The sequence below is a fragment of the Tenacibaculum caenipelagi genome, assembly GCF_004363005.1.
In the GTDB taxonomy this organism is placed as follows: Bacteria; Bacteroidota; Bacteroidia; order Flavobacteriales; family Flavobacteriaceae; genus Polaribacter; species Polaribacter caenipelagi.
This window is the reverse complement of record NZ_SNYH01000004.1, coordinates 355,586-378,170: the sequence shown is the minus strand read 5'-3', so window position 1 is coordinate 378,170 and position 22,585 is coordinate 355,586. Positions and strand designations below refer to the sequence as shown.

Here is a 22,585-nt window from a genome sequence, read left to right as displayed (position 1 = left end):
ATTTGAAATATAAAGAGTTAGTAAAAGATACTTGATGCTAATCAAGTATAAATAGATATTGAATACATGAAAAAATTAATAATAGCGAGCACCTCTACAGTACATGGAAGTGGTTATTTAGAATATATTTTACCAACCTTAACTGATTTTTTTAAGGAAGCATCAACAATTTTGTTCATCCCTTATGCGCGTGCAAGCGGAAAAACCTATGATGAATATACTGCGATAGCTCGTAATGCTTTTGCTACAATCAATAAAGAGGTAAGAGGAATTCATGAGTATGAAAATCCCAAGGAAGCTGTTTTACAAGCAGAAGCAATATTTACGGGTGGAGGAAATACGTTTGAGTTGGTAAATCAGCTGTATAAAAATGATATCATTCCAGATTTAACAAAGGCTGTAGAAAATGGAACTCCGTATTTAGGTACTAGCGCAGGTAGTAATATTTGTGGAGTAACGATGATGAATACGAACGATATGCCTATCGTGTATCCACCAAGTTTTAAAACCTTAGGATTTATTCCGTTTAATATCAATGCACATTATTTAGACCCGAATCCTGATTCAACACATATGGGAGAAACGCGTGAAACCCGTATTAAAGAATATCATATTTTTAATGAAACTTCTGTATTAGGATTACGTGAAGGGAGTTGGCTAGAAGTAAACGGAGATTCAATTGTATTGCGAGGAACTTATACAGCGCGTTTATTTCAACAAAACAAAGAAGCTGTAGAGTTAGAAAGTGATAAAGACATTCGTCAGTATTTTTAAAATCATTAACTATATAAGTCTATAATAAACTTTAAATCTTACGATTAAAGAGGTAGAGAAGTTGTGAGAGTAGGGTTACGATTTTGATTATGAGTAGTTGCATGATTTAGCACTTAATCTTGAAAGTAGGCTATTAATAGATTATAGATGTTGTTAGCCTCTGTTTTTTATTGTTAGCTGTATTTTTTAAATTTCTGATGGACTTTTTCCAAATTCAGTTTTGAAACGTCGGGAAAAGTGGGAAAGATTTACAAAACCAACATCAAAGAAGATTTCAGAGGTTTTTTTATTTTTTTTAGTAATTAAATAATGAGCTAAATCCAGTCGTTTTTTTATAAGCCATTTATTAGGAGTTTCGTTAAAAATTGCTTGAAAATCACGCTTAAACGTTGAAAGGCTACGTCCGGTTAATTTCGCAAATTGCTTCAATGGGATGTTATGCATATAGTTTTTGTTCATATAGGCTTGTAGGTCCAACTTAAATTTGTCCTGAAAGTTGAACAATATATTTTGCATTCTATCATCTCTCAATAAAAGTTCTATAAGTTCTAAAGTTTTTAACTCGGATAATTTATGGGTCAATGCTTGTGGATTTTCAAAATAAGGTATCATTGAGTTAAAATAGCTTTTTAAATAGATATCGTGAGCGAAGATGAAATTTGGTTTTTCAATATATATTCCTTTGGGTGACAGGTAGTTTTCTTTAGAATATTGAAATAGAATGTTTTTAGGAAGAATTACACTTATACTCAAAAATGGTTTGTTTCCTTTGGATAGTTTTTGTATTTTGACTAGTTGATTTTTTGAGATGAATCCGATTTCTCCTTTATTATATTCGGTGATTTCATCGCCATCGTTTATAATTAATGTACCTTCCAACACAAACGACACAGTATGATCTTCTACAAATGGTTGGAAGTCTTTTTTTTCTTGTTCAATACAGGAAAGTAAAATGTTATTTCTTATTCTGTCTTTGTCTTGTTGCATATTATTGATACTGAAGCAAAAAATGATTGATTTGTTCATAGTAAATATTGGCTCTTTCTTTGGAGAAATAATCAATAATTATAAATGTTAAACCAAACAGTGCGATAGCGATTGCTGATGCATGTAAATACATATTCTTTGTAAATGCAAGAAATATAAAAGTAAGAAAAAAGCAAACAACACTTATTCCTAAAGAAAGAGGATATAAGTATTGAAAATCTTCAACTCTTTGTTTTTCAGATTTGGCGAACTGTTCATTATCATTCATAAAGTTTTGTTCAACTGTCTCCATTTTCCTTTGGTTTGACATGAGCATTAAACTACCAATGAGGGAAATAATAAGTCCTGCAACTAGTAGGGGAATTAATAAAGCTTTTGCATAAGGCGTATTACCAAAGTAACGAAATAAAAATGCTATAATTACGATGGCAATACCAAAAGCAAGTATAAATTTAGCCTCAAAAATTTCACCTTCGTACCAATTTAAAGTTTGTTTGATCATTTTTTATGAGATTAAAGTCCACACTAAAATTCCGGATTTGTTCTAGTTTTAAATGTACAGATTATTTTGCGTTGTATCCGCCGTCAATATTTAAAATAGTTCCTGTCATAAATGGACATTCGTCTGATGCCAAAAAAAAGATTCCGTTAGCAATGTCTTCTACAGTTCCAGGACGTTTCATGGGATGTATATTACCTAACCCTTCTTTTGTTAATTGACCTGATGCAATTACGTCATTTAAAATATCTGTCAAAATAGCTCCGGGTGCCACAGCGTTAATGCGGATTCCTGATGTAGCGTATTCTACTGCTGCTCCTTTGGTCATTCCTACCACAGCGTGTTTGGTTGCACCATATTCGCCAGCATATTCAACACCGTTGAGTCCTGCAATTGAAGCCAAGTTAACTATATTTCCTTTTTTTTCTTGTTTTAGCATTTGCAGAATTCCATAACGCATACCATAATATAAGCCCATTACGTTTGTTTCTACCATATTACGCATATTGTTTTTGGATGTTTGCGCAAAAATTTTAGGTTCGCCTGCAATCGCTGAATTATTAACTAAGACATCAACAGAACCATATTTTTCAACCGTGTCAGAAATCAGTTTTTCAACTTGTTCTTCCTTAGTTACATCTACATTGTAAACAGTAGCCTCATAGCCAGCTTGTTTAAATTCATCTAAGAATTTTTTTGCCTTTTCATTACTTCTTGAAGTGGTTACAATATTGTATCCATTTTCTGCAAATTTTAAAGCAGTTGCTTTACCAATTCCTGCTGTACCACCTGTAATTATTACTGTCTTGCTCATTTTTTTATGTTTTTAGTGTAATAAGTGATTAAAATACAAAGGTATGCAAGGTTTATTCTATTTACATTTCTCTAAAGTTCAGATGTTTTTCTTGTAAAGCTCAGGGTGCATTTCAAGATTACCAATAACTTGTTTATGAAACTTTCTTAGCGATGATTGTCACATCAGGGTCATAAATTGTAAGACTTTTAACCAAATCATCCTGAATATCAAAGGTTATAATTACAGAAGGAGCTCCATTATAAATAAATTTATTTTCCTCTATTTTATATAACGCTCCTCCAAATCCGCCAATTGGACCTAGAGAAAGCAATTTTCTCATATTCACATTAATAGTGAAACCTTCTTTTTCTCCATTTCCATACTTGTAATCACCAAGATATTTTTCTTGTTCTTCTTTAGTTACATCTATATATTTTTCACCGCTTGCGTTCCCTAAAGCAGTTAAATAGTCAATAGTTCTTTCCAAGTTTTCAATCTCGGTTTCGGTCATTTTATCTTTCATTCTCCTTCCTGCGTACGCATGATCCAATAGACTAATTCCATGTGGCCCGGTAACTTTTTGTATCCCATTTGATGCTTCTATAATAGACTTAACGACTTGAAAATGTCCTAACATAGCAAAAGTGAAAATTGTTGGTCTAGCTCCCTTACTCATAAGATATAAAGCTATATCTCTTCGTCCTACATGTGATGCAGCGCCAATAGCTGATTCAAAATCACCAAATCGCCATTCCCAAACAGACCTTGAAAGCTCAGGCCGTTTATCTACCAGTTCTTTCACACGGTCTAAATCGAAATGAGATTTACCTACAACATCTTCTATGACTTCAGGTGAAATATTAGGGAAATGTTTAGGTACAATATCGTTTTTTGTCAGTTTCAAAATTCTATTTGTACTTTGATTTGCAAAAGACATATTAGGAATAACTAAACCTAATGCTGCCAACGAACCAATCTTTAATGAAGTTCTTCTATCAATGTTAGTGTTTTTTTTCATCAGATTTTGGTTTATATGTTATAATGGTCTTGTATATGAAAAGTAGCGGATTTTAAGCACAAACTTTTCAGTTAAACACTGACCTTAAATTTATGTAATTCATTTCGATTTAGCACTTAAACCGCTATTTTTATATACGTTGTTACCCACTGGCTTTATTCCGTTCAGCTTGGTTTTCAGCGTTGGCTGGTGCGAATTGCAAATGTGTATGGCTTTTAGCGTTGGCTTTTTAACAACAGCTTTTATTTTCTTGAATTGGTGGACAAGCAACTGTTCCGTATGAGCAATAAACACAGCAATCTCCTTCTTTTGGTTTCAAAACCGTTTTACAATTCTCGCATTCGTAGAAAAATTGACAAGCGTTTGTTGGCATATCTTCTACTTTTTTATATCCGCAATTAGGACAAGTGATTTCTGATTTTAATTGGACTTCCATTAGTTTTCTTTTTTATCGGTTACTTTATAACCTGTTGAGTTAATTGCATTCTCGATTTCTGTTTCGTTGGTTTTGGTTTTGTCAAATTCAACGATTGCATTTCCATTTTCGTAAGACGCCTTTGAGTTTACAATTCCGTTGAGCTTATTTACTTCGTGATTTACGTGTTCTTCGCAACTCGCACAAGTCATTCCGCTTATTTTAAATTCAGTCGTTTTAATGTCTGATTTGTCAACTACGATTATTTGTTTGTTTGTATTTGGATAAAAAACTCCTGAATAGTATGGAAAAGCCAACATTACAACTGCAAATACAGTGACTATTCCTAAAAACTTTTTTGTTTGAATAAATTTTGGTTTTTCGTCCGTCTCACATTCGCAGTCAATTTCTTTTTGAGGTTTTAGTTTTTGATACCAAGCTAAACCAAGAACTAAAATTGTCAGTCCGATTAAATAAGGTCTAAAAGGTTCAATCCAAGAAAATGTAGAAGCAATTCCGCTTGTTCCTGCGATTAGAGCCAAAACTGGTGTAATACAACATAAGGAAGCTGTAATTGCAGTTAACAAACCTGCACCAATTAATTTATTTTCACTTTTCATATCGTTTCTAAAATTTTGTTTTTATCAAGTATCTCAAAAAACGGATTTAGTAATTTTTCGTATTCAGCCGTAAGTGAGTAAAAAATCGTTTGAGCATCTCTTTCTGTTTCTAATAGATTTCGGTCTTTCATTTTCCTTAAATGTTGAGAAATAGCTGGAACGTTCATTCCGAGAATGTCGCTCAAATCACAAACACAAAGTCTTTTTTCCTCAAATAGTAAGTAAAGTATTTTCAGTCGAACGCTATTTCCGACTAATGAAAGTCCATTTGCCAAATAGTCGAACGATTCGTTTAATTCCGAAACTATGTCTTTGCAACGGTTTATTTGTTCAATATCCGCTTGTTGTCTTATGCAAGAATTATTTTCCATAAAACAAATTTACGTTTATTTCTTATTTAAGCAAATACTTAAATACATAGTTGTCGAGCGTTGGGAAAATTTTAGCTCTTTTGGTTTTTATAGCGTTGGATTTGCGTGTCGGAAAAAACCGAAAGTGCTAAAATGTGCGGCTGGTTTTCAGCTTGTGGGTAACGGTTTTGTGTATGGTTTCGTTGCGTGAAAATCCACGAGGATTTTCCGATTAAGAAACCAAGATAGTACATTTGCGAGGAAATTCCGATTAGGAATTTCAGAAGCAATGAACTATACACGTTGTTGTGCAACGTATTTATTTTTCTTCAGTTATTCTTATTATTTTTTCGTCTTTAAATTCAAATGAATATTGTCTATAAATTAATGTCATATTATCTTTTTTATTCAAATCCGGGAAGTATTTTACACCGATTGTTATGCTTGATGGTAAATTGATAGTCCAAGATGACCTTATTTTAAATTCTAAATTGCACAAGTCTTCATTTTCAGATTTGATATATTTTTTAAATTCTTCAATCCCATTAAATTCACATTCAGTTTTCCTTTTAATATTTTTTTCAAAAACAACATTTTTATCAAGGTCTTTTAAAATTCCTTCCAAATCTTTTTTGTTGCAGGAATTTATAAAGTTTCGGACTGTTTTTCGTGGGATTCTTTCTCGTTTTCTTTTCGCTTTCTTTTTCTCTTTTAAATATTCTTGAAAGTCATTATCTACTATACTCTCCATTTTTGAAACCCCAAAATGGAACGCTTCAATTGGTGTTTTGTAAAGTTTATCTTTTAAAACTTCACTATCCTCAACTTGGTTTTTAAATTCGTTAAGAAGTAAAAAGCCTTTTTCTCCAGAACCTTTATTAATTCCGTTAACAATATTCACGTAATAATCTTGTTCCTTATCTTCGAATAATACCGTTACTCTCGGATTGAATTTTTGTAACTTGTCTTTTGATTTCTTTATCAGATATTTGGTCTCGTTTGTTGGATTTTCTACCCAACCATAAGAACCAAATTCAGATTGATTTCGTGAAATCTGCAATCTTATTTCTTTTCGACCTTTTTCAATGTTTTTGGTAAATTCATATTCAGGAAAGCAATTAAGTATTTTGGAATCTAATTCCCATTCCTCGTAGTCACTTGTAAAATTAATAGCGAAGTCTTTTTCGTATTCACAAATATAAATTGGAAACTGGATTTTACTTTCAATAATACAATTCTTAATCAGTTCCGCATCTGATTTTCTGTTTATTAAAATCGAAATTTGTGTTTCTATCATTGAATTATTCTCGGTCAGTCATATGTTGTACAACGGCTCTGTATATGAAAAGTAGCGGATTTTACACGCTAATTTTTCAGTTTTACAATGACCTTTAATTTATTCATTTTCTTTTGATTAAGCGATTAAACCGCTATTTTTTATATACGTTGTTGTACACAGTACTTTTTACTCGTTCACTATTACTTTTAAATCTATATTCCCGACTTCTTTAAGGTAGTTTTCAGTTACTCCGAGTAACGTCATAATGTTTTCCGATACATTCTGTTTGGATAAACTTGGTTGAACGATAAAAACCTCAAAGTTCATTGGTTTTTTATTTTTGGCAATAGTCAATAGTCTTTCCAAATCCTCCGTAGTTCCTTTTTCAATTCTACTTCTTTCGTTTCCTGTTCTGACTTTGGTTTTTCTTTTTAGTAAATGTTCAAAAAACTCTGTTCCTTTTTTATGTTTCCAATGAATGGATTTTTGTGCTTGACCACAAACTTCATAAAAGTTATCTATCCTTGTGTTTACGTTACCGTCTTTTGCAAATTTTAGATGATAGAACTGAATATCAATTCTTTTATCAAATTCTTTGATAGCTATTACATCTGCAATTTCTCCTGAATAGTCATCATCATAAACTATGTCATAGTCTTCTGCAATAAGCTTTTGAATTGTAACATATTGTATTGAATCTGTTCGTAAAGGAACTACTCCTTGTGCTTCTTTACTTAAATCAACATTAGACCAATCCCAAGCAATTAGGTTCTCTGTTGGGTATGGTAAAATTATTTGTTTTAATTCGACATATTCATTGCCTTCTAATCTTGAACCATCGGCAAACCAAACTATTGGAGGATAAGCGTTTAAATACTCGGTTAGGTCTAACTTTTTAGTACCAATTATTATTTCTCCATTATTGACAGAGGTTTTTACAATTCTAAAATTTGCTACTTGATTTTCTCCAATTGTTTCTTCAAATAGCTCTTTTTTAAATTTAATAGAATTTGTTGGTGTATTAATTTCAAAGGTTATTTCTCCATTTGCATTTGCGTTCAGTAGTTCAATTGAACAATATGTTAAACTGAATTCTTGGTTTTCGATAACAAAGGAAACTCTTGATTCAGAGTTGTCGTAAAAATTGTCATCCCAATCAATATGAGTTGGGTAAATTTTTGGGATCTCACTTACAATTTGAGGAATCAAAGTTTCTTTTAAAACTTGGTTTGGGTCAATTGTTTCATCGATTAGTTTTTGACCAAGTTTATTACACCATTTAATGAAACCTCTTAAATCATTTCTTAAATAACTCCAAATGCGACCTTTGTACGAACAGCCCAAAGTTATTTTATCTCCTTCATCGTAACCTGAACCAAAAACGAACGCTTTTTGTCCTCTTTGTTGTTCTGCGATTGACAAAGCTTCTTCTATATCTGTTCCAACTCTCATTGTAAATCGAATTTTTCTATTTAAAAATTCCTTTAACCCAACGTTTTGAAGTGAAACCCTCTTTATATCATAAAAACTTTTGAATACATTTAATTGATTAATCATTATGGCTTTATCATACAAAACCGCATTAGCTAAATCTTTATATAGACTTGATTTATCTGAACTGTGAATAAATAAAAGATTACTATCTGTATCATAGTAGAGAACTGTTAATTGCCAATTTAAACCAAAAACTTCTTTATAGTTTACCCATTCAACCTCGCTTTTTCCTGCGGTAATCAAGACCAATGTTTTAGCGGATTCATTGTAGTCGGAAAACTTATATTCCAAATCATCATATCCTTTGATTCCTTTTTTAAATTTCTTTAGATTATAGGTTTCATCGACATTAATATTTGGGTCATCTTTATCAAAGTTGTTTTTATAAACTACTGTGCTTAATGCAAACCGTATATTTTGAAACGGGATTTTTGAACTTTCTAAATACTGGAAGCCATCTATGAATTCATTAAAATCTATTTGTTCTTCAATTTCATCAGAGCTCAATGTTGATAATAGCGAATTCCAGTCTGAATCTTGTGCATAAAGTTCACTTAACTCATTCTCAACGTTTGAATCCGCTAAATTGGCAATAAAAGTGGCGTTGCCCAGTTCGTCATCGTGAGATGTTCTTGTAAATCTACCAGCAAATTGAAGTGTGATTGGTAAACTCTTTCTAATATCGTGAAATGCTGCTATTTTGAGTTGCGGTAAATCAAAACCTTCTCCTAACATATCTACTGCAACAATAATTTTATGTTCGCAATTGACAATAGACTCTAAAATTTCTTTTTTGTTCGCAATTGACGAATGAACCATAACAGGGTTTAAATCCTCAAACTCTTCATAAATTTCAAATATTTCTTTTGCTCTGCTTTTGTTTTCGCACCGAGCCATTAAAATATGATTGTAACCTGAAGCAATATCTTCTCTTAATTTCTCAACCGCTTTATCTGCGATTATTTTATCTCCTTTTTTAAAGTCATATTCTCTGATTGGAAGAAAATTAATTGGTTTGAAATATCCTTGTTCTTGAGCTTTTTTGAGAGAAAAGTTAAATATTATTTTACCGTCAACTCTTTTTCTATCGTTTCGGAATGGTGTCGCTGTAAATTGTAAAATTTTAGATTCATTGAAAAAAAGTCTTACTCTATTCCAAGAACGAGCTTCGGAATGGTGTGCTTCATCTATAAATAAATGAGAAAAATTTTCTGATAGTAATGAAAGTAGTTCATTTGAGTTTTTTGAGAGAATACTCATTGTAGTAACAACAACGTTACATTCGTTAATAAACTCCAATAGTTCTTCTGATTCTGTAAAATTTTGCTGTAAAATTCCAACTCTTGGATTTAGGGCTTTTTCATTTACAATTCCAAATTTTTTAAGTAATCCTAAAGTATAAAATTTGTTGAAAATTTGAGTTCTTAATGCATCAGAAGGAACTGTTATAATTATCTTTTCGCATCTATTGGCTATCAGAGTGGTAAGCATAGTTTCAGTTTTACCTGTTCCTGTTGGCATAACAACTGTACCTATTTCATCTGAAATTTTTAAGTGACTTAAAATTGAATATAAGGCTGCAATTTGTGGTTCTCTCAAACCGTTTATTCCTTCTTGTAAGTCTTCTTCAACAAAAGAAAAATTTCCTTTCCAAGATTCAATTATTTCATCAGTAGTAAATTCTTTGATTTTAGGATGTTTAATCCATTTTTTGAATTTTATCTCATTGTTTTCTAATCTTTCTTCGGTTGCCTTTTTATTAGTTAGTAGAACGTAATCAAAACCGTCAGGCATTGTGTCTGGATTGTTACACAAACAATATTGAATTCCACTATTTTCAATTAGAGTATAGCTTCTATGAGAAGAAACAAAGTTGTATTCCAATTTTGAACTTGGTTCTAATAGTTGTTTGGAAATATTTTTTGTCCCAACTTTCTGCCAATATATTTTCTTTAATTCGGGAAGTTTAATGTTTATCATAAAGTTGGTTCAGTATTGTGTACAACTTGTTTATATAAGCACTTTTTGTTCTTTTATACAACCAAATAGGGAGGTATAAACGTACCTTTTTAAATTTTTATTAGCAAGATATAAAAGAAAATCTGTAATTCAAGAAGGTTTTAATATTATCCATAAAAAAAGACTGCTTTTAAGCAGTCTTTTTATTATATGTGAGTTGTTATACTAAGCTTTTTCTTGTCTTCGTTCACAAGCTAAAAGGGTGTTTTTTAGCAGCATTGCAATGGTCATTGGTCCCACACCTCCAGGAACAGGAGTAATGTGCGATGCTTTTTCTGCCACTTCATTAAAAGCGACATCACCTACTAGTCTAAAACCTTGCTTTTTTGAAGGATCAGCCACACGAGTAATTCCAACATCAATAATTACGACATCTTCTTTTACCATGTCCCCTTTTAAAAACTCAGGAATACCAATAGCAGCTACAATAATATCGGCTCTTTTGGTAATTTCTTTTAAGTTTTTAGTTCTACTATGTGTTAAGGTAACGGTAGCGTTTCCTACTTTCCTTTTTTGAGATAATAAAATACTCATCGGGCTTCCTACAATATGGCTACGACCAATTACAACGACATCTTTACCAGAAGTTTCAATATTATAACGATCTAATAATTCTAAAATACCAAAAGGAGTAGCCGAGATAAACGTAGGTAGGTTTAATGTCATTTTACCAACGTTCATTGGGTGAAAACCATCTACATCTTTATCTGGGTTTACAGCCATTAAAACCTTTTGTTCATTAATATGATCGGGTAGTGGTAGTTGCACGATAAACCCGTCAATGTCATTATCGATATTTAAAATAGCAATTTCGTTTAATAATTCTTCTTCAGTAGTTTCTTTAGGAAGGCGAACTAAAGTAGATTCAAATCCAACGCGTTCGCAAGCTTTAACTTTAGCGTTAACGTAGGTTAAACTTGCTCCGTCATTACCAACAATAACGGCAGCTAAATGCGGTACCTTTTTATCATTCGCTTTTAATGCTGCTACTTCTAAAGCTATTTCTTCTTTAATGTCTGCTGATGTTTTTTTACCGTCTAGTAAAATCATTTTAAGTGTGTTGTTGTGTGTTATTTAGTGTGTTGTTGTGTATTTAAAAAGAAAAAAGAGAAGCCGACAAAGCTTCTCTCTTTTTAATATTATCTCATGCCTTTCATCATTTGCATCATTTTTCTTCCGCCACCACCTTGCATCATCTTCATCATTTTGCTCATTTGGTCGAATTGCTTCATTAGCTGGTTTACTTCTTGTACCGAAGTACCAGAACCTTTTGCAATTCTTTTTTTACGACTCGCATTAATTATAGTAGGCGTGCTTCTTTCATCTGGTGTCATAGAGTGTATAATAGCCTCAATTCCTTTAAAGGCATCGTCATCAATATCGACATCTTTTAAAGCTTTTCCGGCTCCAGGAATCATTCCTACTAAATCTTTCATGCTACCCATCTTTTTGATTTGTTGAATCTGACTTAAGAAGTCATCAAAACCAAATTGATTTTTAGCAATTTTCTTTTGTAATTTTCTAGCTTCTTCTTCATCGTATTGTTCTTGGGCACGCTCTACTAACGAAACAACGTCTCCCATTCCTAAAATACGATCAGCCATACGACTAGGGTGGAATACATCAATAGCATCCATTTTTTCACCCGTACCGATAAATTTAATAGGTTTATCTACTACCGATTTAATCGATAAAGCAGCTCCACCACGAGTATCACCATCTAACTTGGTTAATACAACTCCGTCAAAATTCAGTACATCGTTAAAGGCTTTAGCTGTGTTTACTGCATCCTGCCCTGTCATAGAGTCAACTACAAACAATGTTTCTTGTGGGCTTACAGCTTTGTGGATGTTAGAAATCTCTGTCATCATTTCTTCATCAACAGCTAAACGACCAGCGGTATCGATAATTACCACATTCTTACCGTTTGCTTTTGCATGTTTAATAGCATTTTGAGAAATTTCAACAGGATTTTGATTTCCTTCTTCTGCATATACTTCTACACCAATTTGTTCTCCAACTACACGTAGCTGATTAATTGCTGCAGGACGATATACATCACATCCAACTAATAAAACCTGTTTTGATTTTTTAGTTTTAAGGTAGTTAGCCAATTTACCAGAGAAGGTTGTTTTACCCGAACCTTGTAAACCAGACATTAAAATAACGGTAGGAGAACCTCCTAAGTTAATACCTACTGTATCACCACCCATTAACTCGGTTAACTCGTCTTTAACAAGTTTTACCATTAATTGACCAGGATTTAACGTAGTTAATACGTCTTGTCCTAAGGCTTTCTTTTGTACAGTTTTGGTAAACTCTTTCGCAATTTTAAAGTTAACATCGGCATCTAACAAAGCTCTACGAACTTCTTTTAAAGTCTCCGCAACGTTAACTTCGGTAATTTTTCCGTGTCCTTTCAGCGTATGTAACGCTTTATCTAACTTTTCGCTTAAATTATTAAACATGTATCGGCTTCATTTTTTAGAGGCACAAATTTAGCTATTAGTTGTTAGTTTTTAGCAATTAGTTGGTAGATTTTTTTGATAAAAGCATACAAATTATTATCAATTGTGGTAATAATCGTGCCATTAGCAAGAAAAATCAGAAAAGAGGTATTATAAATCTTCTGTAAAATGTTTACGACTTTTGTGTTCGTTAAACTTTTCTGTATTGTAATTTTTTGATGCATTTTTAGGGATAGATAAAGACTCCCAGTTTTCATTTTGCATCATTTTACCTAAAAAAACTAATTGTCCTATGTGATAGGAGTAATGACATAACTGTCTGTTAATAGCTTCAATAACTGTATGCCCTTGATTTCTGATGTACACAATTTTTTCTAAATCTTCTTCAGTTAACGGATTAATTGCTGCAAATAAACAATCCCATCCTTGTTCCCAATAGGTAATTACTTCTTCTTTGGTTTTAAATGAATTGACAAATTCTCCATCGCGATTACGCCATGATTTTTCTCCATCTTCAGTTAAAAAATTTGTCCATCGAGAAAACATATTTCCAGCAATGTGTTTTGCTATGATAGCTATAGAGTTACTTTCTTCATTAGCTTGCCAAAAAAATTGCTCTTCACTAATTTGAGCAAAAGTTTTGTCTCCTAAAGATTTATAATATTCAAATTGTCTTTGTATACTAGAGAGGTATGAGGTATTCATAGAAATTGATTTTTAAAAACTTCTAATCTACAAAATTTCTATCTAATTATTTTTTAGGAATAAACTCTAAAGCAACTCCATTAACGCAATGACGTTTACCTGTAGTTTCTTTTGGTCCATCATCAAAAACATGTCCTAAATGGCCTCCACAAGTTTTACATCTTAACTCGGTACGTGCATATCCTAATTTGTAATCGACACCAAACTCTATGTTTTCTTTGATAGCACTATCAAAAGAAGGCCAACCGCAACCAGAATCGAATTTACTATCAGATTTGTATAAAGGTGTTTTACAAGCAGCGCATATATAAACACCTTCTTTATAATTTTTGTTTAAAGGACTTGAATTAGGGCGCTCAGTACCAGCTTTTCTTAATACGTAGTATTGTTCAGGGGTTAACAATTGTTTCCATTCACTATTAGTTTTATTTACTGTATTGTTTTTCTGATTTTGTGCATTTCCAGAAAAATTGAATAGAAAGGTTAGAAAGAAGAAGAAAATTATTTTTTTCATGATTGTTGTGTAATAAAATCGACAATTCTGGAAGCTACTTTTGAATTGCGAAGAATTTTAGTGTGTCCAAGTCCTTCAGTAATTAAAAGCTTTCCGTTTTGTAGGTTTTGACGAATTTTTATTGCGCAACTTACAGAGACATCTCCGTCAGTTGTATCATGAACAACCAATGTAGGAATTGTAATCTTCTTGGCAACATTGCTTGATGAATGTATATCAATGTCTCTTTGCCATTTTTTATCAAACAAGCGTTTCATTTTTTTTGCAATGATAGGCTTTACTTTTAGGTTTTTAGTAAAATTTAAAATGACGTCGGAAATTTTATCTGCCGATCCAACACTAACAAATTTGTTTATTGAAAAACCTTCTGAAATAGCATTAAATAAACACATTGCCCCAAAAGAATGCCCAATGGCAGCATCAAAAGGACCGAATTGTTTATTAATTTCAGAGATAGCTTCCAAAAATTCAGGCATTTCAGTGGTTTTTCCTGTAGAGTTTCCATGAGATGGTCCGTCAAAAGAAATAACCATATACCCCTTTTCAAGCAATTTGTCAGCAATCATATAAAGCTGTGTACTTCTACCTGCCCAACCATGAACAAATAAAACTTTTTTAGTAGAATATCCATAAGAAAGCATTTGAATATCTTTATTAATTGATGGCACATTTATTGTTTTCTTTTGAGCACTCTCTAACATTACTTTTTCTCTTTTAGGTATAGGAAAACTTACAGGAGTTGTAAATAATTTAGCTGCGAACTTAGCCGTTAAATGAGTAGAGAAATTTTGTAACGTCTTTGAAAAAAGAATGATAGGAAGAGGAATGTTTAGACTAGGAGGAAAGATGTTTGAACTTTTAAGATTCATTTATTTAGTTTTTTTATGATAAATATAGAATTTGTAATTTTAAACACATAATTTTACGAACAACTTTGTGACAATCACCTGCAAGATTGTGTCAAAAATTAATATAATCAGAAAACGTAAAACATTTAAAAATGAAAAAAATTATAGCTTTAGCGTGTGTAGCCGTTTTTTTAGTGCAATGTAGCACGGTGCCTATTACAGGAAGAAAAAGATTAAACTTTGTAAGCGATGCTGAAATATTACCAGCGAGTTTTGCTCAATATCAAGGTTTTTTAAAAGAAAATAAAGTATCTACAGACGTAGCAAAAACAAACCAAATAAGAAGAGTAGGGAAAAACATTTCATCAGCAGTGGATCGTTTTATGCGCGCTAATGGAATGAAAGCTGAGGCAGATTCTTACAGATGGGAATTTAATTTGATTGAAGATAAAACAGTAAACGCTTGGTGTTTACCAGGAGGGAAGGTAGTTTTTTATACAGGAATTTTACCAATTTGTGCAAATGAAGATGGTATAGCGGCTGTTATGGGGCACGAGGTAGCGCATGCTTTTGCTAAACACGGACAGGAGCGTATGTCTACAGGGCAATTACAACAATTAGGAGGAGTTGCTTTAGCTTTAGGTACTCAAAATAGCGAAAATGCTAAAATATGGAATATGGCATATGGATTAGGAACACAAGTCGGTGTAATGTTACCGTTTAGTAGACAACATGAAACTGAAGCTGATAAATTAGGATTAGTTTTTATGATTATGGCAGGATATAGAGGTGAGGAAGCAGCTGAAGTATGGGTAAGAATGAGCCAACGCTCAGGAGGTGGTGCTCCACCAGAGTTTATGAGTACACACCCATCAAACGAAACACGTATTCAAACCTTAAAGGCTTATTTACCAGAGGCGAAGCGTTTAGCAGCAAAATACAACGTGCCTGTTAGTAAATAAAGCTCATTAAATTATAGTATATTGCAAACCGTTCAATCATTTTTGAACGGTTTTTTTTATTATAATTTTTATGTACAAAATAGGAGATAAGAAGTTAATTAACGGTTGGGCATTTTACGATTGGGCAAATTCTGTGTATTCATTAGTAATAAGTACAGCTGTTTTTCCATTATATTATAGTGCAATAACAAAAGGTAAAACAGTTCATTTTTTAGGAATGGATTGGGATCATCCTGATAGTTTATATAGCTATGCCTTATCTTTTTCGTTTTTAGTAGTTGCTTTTATATCACCTATTTTATCTGGTATTGCAGATTACACAGGAAGTAAGAAAAAATTTATGAAATTTTTCTGTTCACTTGGGGCAATATCAGTAATGAGTTTATTCTTTTTTGATGGAATTGATACCGTATGGATTGGTATTTGGTTTACTATTTTAGCAAGTATAGGTTTTTGGGCTAGTTTGGTGTTTTATAATGCTTATTTACCAGAGGTTGCCCATCCGGAACAACAAGATAGAGCTAGTGCAAAAGGGTTTGTATACGGTTATATAGGTTCTGTTATATTATTAGTGATCAATTTAGCAATGATTATGTTTCCTGAAGCTATAGGTATTACTTCAGGTATGGCCTCTAGAATTTCTTTTGTGATGGTAGGTTTATGGTGGTTAGGTTTTGCTCAGATAACTTTTAAACGTTTACCAGGTAACGTTTATAATAAAAAACCTGAGAAAGATTATATATGGAAGGGGTATAAAGAATTACAAATTGTAATAAAAGAGGTGATGAACTATCCAACCTTAAAACGATTTTTAATTTCATTTTTCTTATTAAGCATTAGTGTACAAACTATTATTTTAATGGCTGCTATCTTTGGCTCTTCTGAGTTAGGGTTGTCGTCTACCAGTTTGATAATTACTATTTTATTAGTACAAATTGTAGCCATTTTAGGAGCTATATTATTCTCTAGGTTATCAGAAAAATGGGGAAATATAACTGCATTAAAAGTAACTATTGTAGTATGGATGCTAGTGTGTTTTTGTGCTTTTTTATTAGATAAATCTCAAGAGTATGTAGCTGTTTATTTTTATGGTTTAGGAGGTTTATTAGGATTAGTTCAAGGAGCTATTCAAACCTTAACACGTTCTACCTATTCTAAATTATTACCTGAAACTGAAGATCACGCAACGTATTTTAGTTTTTATGATGTAACAGAAAAAATAGCTATCGTATTAGGAACAGCTGTATATGGTGCCTTAAATGCAATTACAGGGTCAATGCAATGGAGTGTTTTGTGTTTAGCGATTTTCTTCTTAGCATCATTTATTATTCTTAGCACACTTAAGAAAACAAAATACGTAGTATAACTAAAAAGGAGCAGGAGCTGTAAAACTTACTTGTTTTTTTGTTGTTGGATGTACAAATGTAATTTTTTCAGCATGTAAGTACAACCTGTCTGCTTTCTTTCCGTATAAATCATCACCAACAATAGAGGTGTTTAAACCTAAATGATGAGCCGCATGTACACGTAATTGATGTGTACGCCCAGTAATAGGGTAAAAATATACTTTGGTTTTATTTTCTATAACTTCAATGGTTTCCCATTTAGTGAGTGCTTTTTTTCCATGAGTATAACAAACAAGTTGTTTAGGGCGATCTTCTAAGTCTACTCTAAGAGGAAGGTTTATTTGACCATTATCATCTGTTAAAATACCATCTAATAAGGCTACGTAACGTTTTTGTATGGTTTTTTCTATAAACTGAGATTGTATAGCTTTATAAGTTTCTTCGTTTTTGGCAATTAATAGAATTCCTGACGTAGACATGTCTAGGCGATGTATCACTAATGGTCCTGTAGCATTAGGATATAATTTTTGAATTCGACTGTATACCGAATCTTTAATTTCTTTTCCTTCAACAGATAATAAGTCATGTGGTTTATTAATTACTAATATATCAGCGTCTTCGTAGAGGAAAGTGATTTCTTTTTCACTTGTTAATTGAGTTTCTAATGGATTATCATCAACAGACAATCCTTGTAACATGTGTGTTAAAATGGGTTTACATTTTCCTGTGCATGCAGGATAAAAATTTTGATGCTTTCTAATAGAAGTTTGCAATGGTTTCCCCCACCAGAATTCAGCCATACAAATAGGATGCAATTGATGTTTAAAAGCGTATTGTAATAATTTTGGAGCACAGCAATCGCCTGCACCAGCTGGAATATTTTGACCAGAATCATTGAAAATGGCTAATAAGTTTTGAACTTTTCCTTTAGAATTTAAAAAAGCGTAATGTTTAAAAATCTCTTGCTGTGCCCAAGCTGAAAGTTCTTTACGCTGCTTTTTTAGTTTTTTTAGTTCTTGCTGAAAGGTGTCAAAAGCTTTTTTTAATGGAGCTATTTTATCATTCAAATATACCTCATACTCACGTAGATAAAACTCTTCATTAATGTTTAGCTGATTGTTTTGCAGCCCTAATTGTTTTCTTAATTTTCTACGTTGTTTTATTTTGGTTTGTTCTTCAGTAAGTTGGTTGGAATGTAGTCTCTGTGTTTTCTGATATGCTTTTTTAGCTTTTCCAAATTCCGCAGCATTTTCAATAAAGGTTATTTTTGAATTTAACTGGTTGAGTCGTTCTTCTGTTGTAAGGTAGAATTCATTTTTATCTAAAACATCAAAAACAGGCGGAACAAAATGTTTGTGTTGAGTACTTTCGGCTAATTTTCCAGAAAAGGCAGCTAAATAGCCTAAATCACCATTTACATTTTGAACAACTAAAACGCCAAACATTTTACCCAAAGCATCTTTGTTGTTAGAATTATCAATACCAAAGTCATGAGAAAAATCAGTTTGATATATTAAATACTCTTGTAACTCTTTTGACGCAATTTCTGCCAAAAGGTGAGGAGTATAGTTGTACGGATAGGTAAACTTTGTAGGAAAAGGAATGGAAGTTACATCCGAAGAAAAAGAAATAATTTTAGTCATAGCTATGACACCAAAAGTAATGAGTTAAAGACGTACAAATGTAAAAAGAAAAAAGTGTTGCTCTCACAACACTTTTAATGATTAGTTTCTATAAATTTTATCGTATAAATCTTTATACATTTCTTTAATAATATTTCGTTTCATCTTCATAGTAGGAGTAAGTTGCCCTCCATCAATGGACCATTCTTCAGGTGTTAATTCGAATTTCTTTATCGTTTCCCATTTTCCAAATTTAGAATTGGCTGTATCAACTTCTTCTTGAATACGTTCAACTATCTTAGGGTTACTAATTAAATCAATATTATCTCCAACAGTAATGTTATGCCTTTGTGCCCATTCACGAACAAACTCAAAGTTTGGCTGAATAAATGCAGCAGGCATTTTCTCACCTTCACCAATTACCATTACTTGTTCAATAAAACGAGACTGTTTTAGTTCTCCTTCTAATAATGGCGGGATTACGTATTTTCCACCAGAAGTTTTGAACATTTCTTTAGTACGACCTGTGATTTTTAAGAAGCCATCTTCACAGATTTCTCCTTTATCTCCAGTATGAAAATAGCCATCTTTAAGAGCTTCAGCAGTTTTCTCTGGATCTTTATAGTATCCTTGCATCACATTTGGTCCTTTAACCAAAATTTCTCCAGTATCAGCAATTTTTACTTCAACTCCATCAATCATTTTACCTACGGTACCTAATTTAAATCCACCATTACGCATATCATTTACAGCAATAACAGGTGAAGTTTCAGTAAGACCATAACCTTCCATTACAGGCATACCAGCAGCGGTAAAAACTCTAGTTAAGCGAGGTTGCAGAGCTGCAGAACCAGAAACCATTATTTTTAATTCTCCTCCTAAGGCAGCTTGCCATTTAGAGAATATTAACTTACGAGCGATGCTTAATTTCTTTTCGTACCACCATCCATTAGCTCCGTATGGTTCATACTGTAACCCTAATTCGATAGCCCAAAAGAATAATTTCTTTTTAATACCAGTTAATTCTGCTCCTTTAGCATATATTTTATCGTAAATTTTTTCATAAAGCCTAGGAACAGCAGTCATTACATTAGGCTTTATTTCTTGTGCATTTTCACTTAATTTATCAATAGCCTCAGCAAAATAGATAGAAATACCACAATATTGATATAAGTATAAAATCATACGCTCAAAAATGTGGCATACAGGTAAAAAGCTTAACGCTCTTCCTTGTCCGTATTCTAGAGGTACTCTTTTTTCACTACTCAACACATTTGACACTACATTTTTATGACTTAACATAACACCTTTTGGGCGTCCTGTAGTACCAGAGGTATAAATTAAAGTAGCTAAACTATCGGTAGTAACCGCATTTTTACGTTCTTCAACTTCACTTTGGTTAGCCTCATCTTTTCCTAATTCTAAAACTTCTTTCCAGCTTTTTTCTCCTGCTATATCATCAAAAGTAAAAACTCCTTTAAGTTTTGTGTTTCCTTTTATCTGGTTTAGTTTTTCTATAATAGCTTCATCAGAAACAAAACAATAGGTAGCTTCTGAGTGATTTAAAATATATTCATAATCCTCTTTAGAAATAGTAGGGTAAATAGGTACATTTTGGGCACCAGTTTGTAGGATTCCTATATCACAAACATTCCATTCTGTACGGTTATTTGTTGAAATTACCGCAATTTTATCATTTGCTTGAACACCTAATCGTAATAAACCTCTACTTATAGTATTGGCTTGATTGATGTATTCTTTTGATGAAATAGATTGCCATTTACCATTATATTTTGTAATAAAAGCTTTATCTAAGTTGTATTTTTCTTGTTGATAATAAGGAAAGTCAAAAAGACGAGTAATTTCAATCGACATATGTTCAATTTTTGGGCTCTGCAAAGTATAAAAAATACCCTGATTACACAAGTTATACTTTACTTGTTGATTTATTGAGGATTATATATTTTTTTACGTAAATCATTATATTTTTCTAAGATAATTTTTCGTCTCATTTTCAATGTGGGAGTTAAATGACCTGAATCTATGGTCCATTCATCAGGAGTTATTTCGAAACGTTTTATTTGTTCCCATTTTCCAAATTTTTGGTTGTAATATTCTATTTCTTTTTGAATTCGTTTGATGAGTTTTTCATCAGTAGTAACATCTGTAATTATATGTTGGTGTCGTTTGGCCCATTCTTTTACAAAGTCAAAAGCAACTTGTATAAAAGCTGCAGGCATTTTTTCTCCTTCACCAATCACCATTACTTGTTCTATAAAACGTGATTTTTTTAATTCGCCTTCTAAAATAGCAGGAGCGATGTATTTACCTCCAGAGGTTTTAAAAATTTCCTTTTTTCTATCAGTAATTTTTAAAAAACCTTCTTCATCTAATTCACCGATGTCTCCAGTGTGAAAAAAATCATTCACAATTACTTCTTTAGTCTTTTCAGGAGCTTTATAATATCCTAACATGACATTAGGACCTTTCACTAAAATTTCTCCGTCTTCAGCTATTTTTACGGTTGCCTTTTCAATGACTTTTCCTACCGTTCCAATTTTAAAACCATTATTTCTTATATCGTTTACTGAAATGGCTGGAGAAGTTTCGGTAAGTCCGTAACCTTCAAATACTGGAATTCCTGCCGCAGTGAATACTCTTATCAATCTAGCTTGTGTTGGGGCGCTACCTGCTAGCATAAACTCTAATTGTCCACCTAAGGCTTCTTTCCATTTAGAAAAAATAAGTTTACGAGCTATAGAAAGTTGAAATTCATACCACCAACCGTTTGCTTTATAGGGTTGGTATTGTTCACCTAATTGTAATGCCCAGTAAAAGAGTCGTTTTTTTATACCTTTTAAATTACTTCCTTTATCTACGATTTTATCAAAAACCTTTTCGAGTAATCGAGGAACAACTGCCATAAAATGAGGCTGAATTTCGCGTAAATTTTCTCCGACTTTATCAATACTTTCAGCAAAATGAATTTCAAAGCCCATGTATTGGCTATAATAGGATGCAGCACGTTCAAAAATGTGACATATAGGAAGGTAGCTTATTACTTTTTTTTGGTTGTCTTGTAAATTAACTCTTTTTCCTACGGCAAACACATTACTAACGATGTTATGGTGTGATAACATAACTCCTTTTGGTACTCCTGTTGTACCTGAAGTGTAAATAATTGTAGCTAGGTCTGATGGTTTTATAATTTCTTTTAAGCTATCTACTTTAGGTTGAAGTGTTTCATCTTTACCAAGATTTAGAAAGGAACTCCAACTGTAATCTGTTTCTAATTCTTCAAAAGTAAACACTTTTTTAAGCTGTGTTTGTCCTTGAATTTTGATTACTTTTTGATATAGTTCATCATCAGAAACAAAACAATAAACACTATCAGAATGATTTAAGATATAAGAGCAGTCTTTTTCAGAAAAAGTAGGGTATAAAGGAACATTTACAGCACCAATTTGCATTACACCAATATCTAACAAATGCCATTTTGGTTGATTTACAGAAGTAATTACTGCAATTTTATCTCCAGGTTTAACTCCAAGGTTTAGTAATGCCTTACTTATGGTGTTAGCGTCTTCAATATATTTTTGTGTAGAAATACTTTTCCATTCGTTATTCTCTTTAGAAACCAAGCAATTTTGTTGTGGATAGTTTTCTAGTTGATAGTAGGGAAAATCAAAAAGACGTGTAACTGTTGAAGATATATGCATGCAAATGGTTTTGTTGATGCATAAATCTAAGAAAATAAATGAGATGAAAGAAAAATAAAATGTTGAAAGCTATTATAGATTGACACTGATTTGAAACATTATTAGATGGAGATATTAAAGAAGTAGGGATTAATGAACCTATTAAAATAG

At 32.2% G+C, this 22,585-nt stretch carries 20 protein-coding genes; 3 read left to right on the top strand and 17 right to left on the bottom strand.

From position 1 onward, the window contains the following. Positions 1-66 precede the first annotated feature (66 nt). The gene (gene pepE, locus DFQ07_RS10610) at positions 67-774 is read left to right on the top strand and encodes a dipeptidase PepE (RefSeq protein WP_133536624.1); all 708 of its coding nucleotides are present in this window, start codon (positions 67-69) and stop codon (positions 772-774) included. A gap of 186 nt (positions 775-960) precedes the next feature. Here the strand turns inward: pepE and DFQ07_RS10605 are convergent, their stop codons facing one another. The 14 genes from DFQ07_RS10605 to DFQ07_RS10540 form a co-directional block, all read right to left on the bottom strand. Beyond that, positions 961-1,761 (bottom strand): helix-turn-helix domain-containing protein, encoded by an 801-nt coding sequence (locus tag DFQ07_RS10605; protein WP_166627768.1) that lies wholly within the window; start codon positions 1,759-1,761, stop codon positions 961-963. 1 nt (position 1,762) lies between these two features. Next, a complete protein-coding gene (locus tag DFQ07_RS10600; RefSeq protein ID WP_133536620.1) occupies positions 1,763-2,263 on the bottom strand; it encodes a hypothetical protein in 501 nt (166 codons plus the stop codon). Between the two features lie 61 nt (positions 2,264-2,324). Then, on the bottom strand, positions 2,325-3,074 hold the full coding sequence (locus tag DFQ07_RS10595) for an SDR family NAD(P)-dependent oxidoreductase (RefSeq protein WP_133536619.1): 750 nt from the start codon (positions 3,072-3,074) through the stop codon (positions 2,325-2,327). 133 nt (positions 3,075-3,207) lie between these two features. Next, on the bottom strand, positions 3,208-4,074 hold the full coding sequence (locus tag DFQ07_RS15740) for a hypothetical protein (RefSeq protein WP_208107691.1): 867 nt from the start codon (positions 4,072-4,074) through the stop codon (positions 3,208-3,210). Positions 4,075-4,303: 229 nt separating this feature from the next. Continuing rightward, a complete protein-coding gene (locus DFQ07_RS10585) occupies positions 4,304-4,510 on the bottom strand; it encodes a GDCCVxC domain-containing (seleno)protein (protein ID WP_133536617.1) in 207 nt (68 codons plus the stop codon). Then, positions 4,510-5,109 carry a mercuric transport protein MerTP gene (merTP, locus tag DFQ07_RS10580; protein WP_133536615.1) on the bottom strand — a complete coding sequence of 200 codons (600 nt, stop codon included), beginning with the start codon at positions 5,107-5,109 and terminating at the stop codon, positions 4,510-4,512. The genes DFQ07_RS10585 and merTP overlap by 1 nt, the downstream gene beginning before the upstream one ends. Further along, positions 5,106-5,480 carry an ArsR/SmtB family transcription factor gene (locus DFQ07_RS10575; protein WP_133536613.1) on the bottom strand — a complete coding sequence of 125 codons (375 nt, stop codon included), beginning with the start codon at positions 5,478-5,480 and terminating at the stop codon, positions 5,106-5,108. The genes merTP and DFQ07_RS10575 overlap by 4 nt, the downstream gene beginning before the upstream one ends. Positions 5,481-5,778: 298 nt before the next feature. Next, positions 5,779-6,756, bottom strand: a complete 978-nt coding sequence (locus DFQ07_RS10570; RefSeq protein WP_133536611.1) for a hypothetical protein — start codon at positions 6,754-6,756, stop codon at positions 5,779-5,781. Positions 6,757-6,924: 168 nt separating this feature from the next. Next, on the bottom strand, positions 6,925-10,212 hold the full coding sequence (locus DFQ07_RS10565) for a DEAD/DEAH box helicase (protein WP_133536609.1): 3,288 nt from the start codon (positions 10,210-10,212) through the stop codon (positions 6,925-6,927). Positions 10,213-10,416: 204 nt separating this feature from the next. Then, positions 10,417-11,301, bottom strand: a complete 885-nt coding sequence (gene folD, locus DFQ07_RS10560; RefSeq protein ID WP_133536607.1) for a bifunctional methylenetetrahydrofolate dehydrogenase/methenyltetrahydrofolate cyclohydrolase FolD — start codon at positions 11,299-11,301, stop codon at positions 10,417-10,419. Between the two features lie 89 nt (positions 11,302-11,390). Next, a complete protein-coding gene (gene ffh / locus DFQ07_RS10555; RefSeq protein WP_133536605.1) occupies positions 11,391-12,719 on the bottom strand; it encodes a signal recognition particle protein in 1,329 nt (442 codons plus the stop codon). A gap of 150 nt (positions 12,720-12,869) precedes the next feature. Further along, positions 12,870-13,424 carry a DUF1572 family protein gene (locus DFQ07_RS10550; protein ID WP_133536603.1) on the bottom strand — a complete coding sequence of 185 codons (555 nt, stop codon included), beginning with the start codon at positions 13,422-13,424 and terminating at the stop codon, positions 12,870-12,872. A gap of 46 nt (positions 13,425-13,470) precedes the next feature. Beyond that, a complete protein-coding gene (msrB, locus tag DFQ07_RS10545) occupies positions 13,471-13,938 on the bottom strand; it encodes a peptide-methionine (R)-S-oxide reductase MsrB (RefSeq protein ID WP_133536601.1) in 468 nt (155 codons plus the stop codon). After that, complete coding sequence (locus DFQ07_RS10540) at positions 13,935-14,807, bottom strand: alpha/beta hydrolase (protein ID WP_133536599.1); 873 nt, start codon at positions 14,805-14,807, stop codon at positions 13,935-13,937. Before DFQ07_RS10540 ends, msrB begins: the two co-directional genes overlap by 4 nt. A gap of 131 nt (positions 14,808-14,938) precedes the next feature. Here DFQ07_RS10540 and DFQ07_RS10535 point away from each other — a divergent pair, with 131 nt between their 5' ends. Continuing rightward, positions 14,939-15,748 carry a M48 family metallopeptidase gene (locus tag DFQ07_RS10535; protein WP_133536597.1) on the top strand — a complete coding sequence of 270 codons (810 nt, stop codon included), beginning with the start codon at positions 14,939-14,941 and terminating at the stop codon, positions 15,746-15,748. A 70-nt stretch (positions 15,749-15,818) separates the two neighbouring features. Further along, positions 15,819-17,114 carry an MFS transporter gene (locus DFQ07_RS10530; RefSeq protein WP_133536595.1) on the top strand — a complete coding sequence of 432 codons (1,296 nt, stop codon included), beginning with the start codon at positions 15,819-15,821 and terminating at the stop codon, positions 17,112-17,114. Here DFQ07_RS10530 and DFQ07_RS10525 read toward each other — a convergent pair whose 3' ends face one another. From DFQ07_RS10525 to DFQ07_RS10515, 3 genes are all read right to left on the bottom strand, one after another. Continuing rightward, on the bottom strand, positions 17,115-18,737 hold the full coding sequence (locus DFQ07_RS10525) for an RluA family pseudouridine synthase (RefSeq protein ID WP_133536593.1): 1,623 nt from the start codon (positions 18,735-18,737) through the stop codon (positions 17,115-17,117). It abuts the gene before it with no gap. 81 nt (positions 18,738-18,818) lie between these two features. Beyond that, positions 18,819-20,591: an AMP-dependent synthetase/ligase gene (locus tag DFQ07_RS10520; RefSeq protein WP_133536591.1), complete on the bottom strand. Its 1,773-nt coding sequence runs from the start codon at positions 20,589-20,591 to the stop codon at positions 18,819-18,821. Positions 20,592-20,662: 71 nt separating this feature from the next. Continuing rightward, positions 20,663-22,435, bottom strand: coding sequence for an AMP-dependent synthetase/ligase (locus DFQ07_RS10515; protein WP_133536589.1), 1,773 nt, complete (start codon positions 22,433-22,435; stop codon positions 20,663-20,665). Positions 22,436-22,585 lie beyond the last annotated feature (150 nt).

Coding starts and splice junctions, on each gene's coding strand:
- DFQ07_RS10605 (WP_166627768.1), bottom strand. CDS start 1,761: ATGCAACAAGACAAAGACAGAATAAGAAATAACATTTTACTTTCCTGT.
- folD (WP_133536607.1), bottom strand. CDS start 11,301: ATGATTTTACTAGACGGTAAAAAAACATCAGCAGACATTAAAGAAGAA.
- DFQ07_RS10520 (WP_133536591.1), bottom strand. CDS start 20,591: ATGTCGATTGAAATTACTCGTCTTTTTGACTTTCCTTATTATCAACAA.
- DFQ07_RS10575 (WP_133536613.1), bottom strand. CDS start 5,480: ATGGAAAATAATTCTTGCATAAGACAACAAGCGGATATTGAACAAATA.
- DFQ07_RS10525 (WP_133536593.1), bottom strand. CDS start 18,737: ATGACTAAAATTATTTCTTTTTCTTCGGATGTAACTTCCATTCCTTTT.
- DFQ07_RS10595 (WP_133536619.1), bottom strand. CDS start 3,074: ATGAGCAAGACAGTAATAATTACAGGTGGTACAGCAGGAATTGGTAAA.
- DFQ07_RS10570 (WP_133536611.1), bottom strand. CDS start 6,756: ATGATAGAAACACAAATTTCGATTTTAATAAACAGAAAATCAGATGCG.
- ffh (WP_133536605.1), bottom strand. CDS start 12,719: ATGTTTAATAATTTAAGCGAAAAGTTAGATAAAGCGTTACATACGCTG.
- msrB (WP_133536601.1), bottom strand. CDS start 13,938: ATGAAAAAAATAATTTTCTTCTTCTTTCTAACCTTTCTATTCAATTTT.
- DFQ07_RS10550 (WP_133536603.1), bottom strand. CDS start 13,424: ATGAATACCTCATACCTCTCTAGTATACAAAGACAATTTGAATATTAT.
- DFQ07_RS10600 (WP_133536620.1), bottom strand. CDS start 2,263: ATGATCAAACAAACTTTAAATTGGTACGAAGGTGAAATTTTTGAGGCT.
- DFQ07_RS10565 (WP_133536609.1), bottom strand. CDS start 10,212: ATGATAAACATTAAACTTCCCGAATTAAAGAAAATATATTGGCAGAAA.
- pepE (WP_133536624.1), top strand. CDS start 67: ATGAAAAAATTAATAATAGCGAGCACCTCTACAGTACATGGAAGTGGT.
- DFQ07_RS10515 (WP_133536589.1), bottom strand. CDS start 22,435: ATGCATATATCTTCAACAGTTACACGTCTTTTTGATTTTCCCTACTAT.
- DFQ07_RS10540 (WP_133536599.1), bottom strand. CDS start 14,807: ATGAATCTTAAAAGTTCAAACATCTTTCCTCCTAGTCTAAACATTCCT.
- DFQ07_RS10535 (WP_133536597.1), top strand. CDS start 14,939: ATGAAAAAAATTATAGCTTTAGCGTGTGTAGCCGTTTTTTTAGTGCAA.
- DFQ07_RS15740 (WP_208107691.1), bottom strand. CDS start 4,074: ATGAAAAAAAACACTAACATTGATAGAAGAACTTCATTAAAGATTGGT.
- DFQ07_RS10530 (WP_133536595.1), top strand. CDS start 15,819: ATGTACAAAATAGGAGATAAGAAGTTAATTAACGGTTGGGCATTTTAC.
- merTP (WP_133536615.1), bottom strand. CDS start 5,109: ATGAAAAGTGAAAATAAATTAATTGGTGCAGGTTTGTTAACTGCAATT.
- DFQ07_RS10585 (WP_133536617.1), bottom strand. CDS start 4,510: ATGGAAGTCCAATTAAAATCAGAAATCACTTGTCCTAATTGCGGATAT.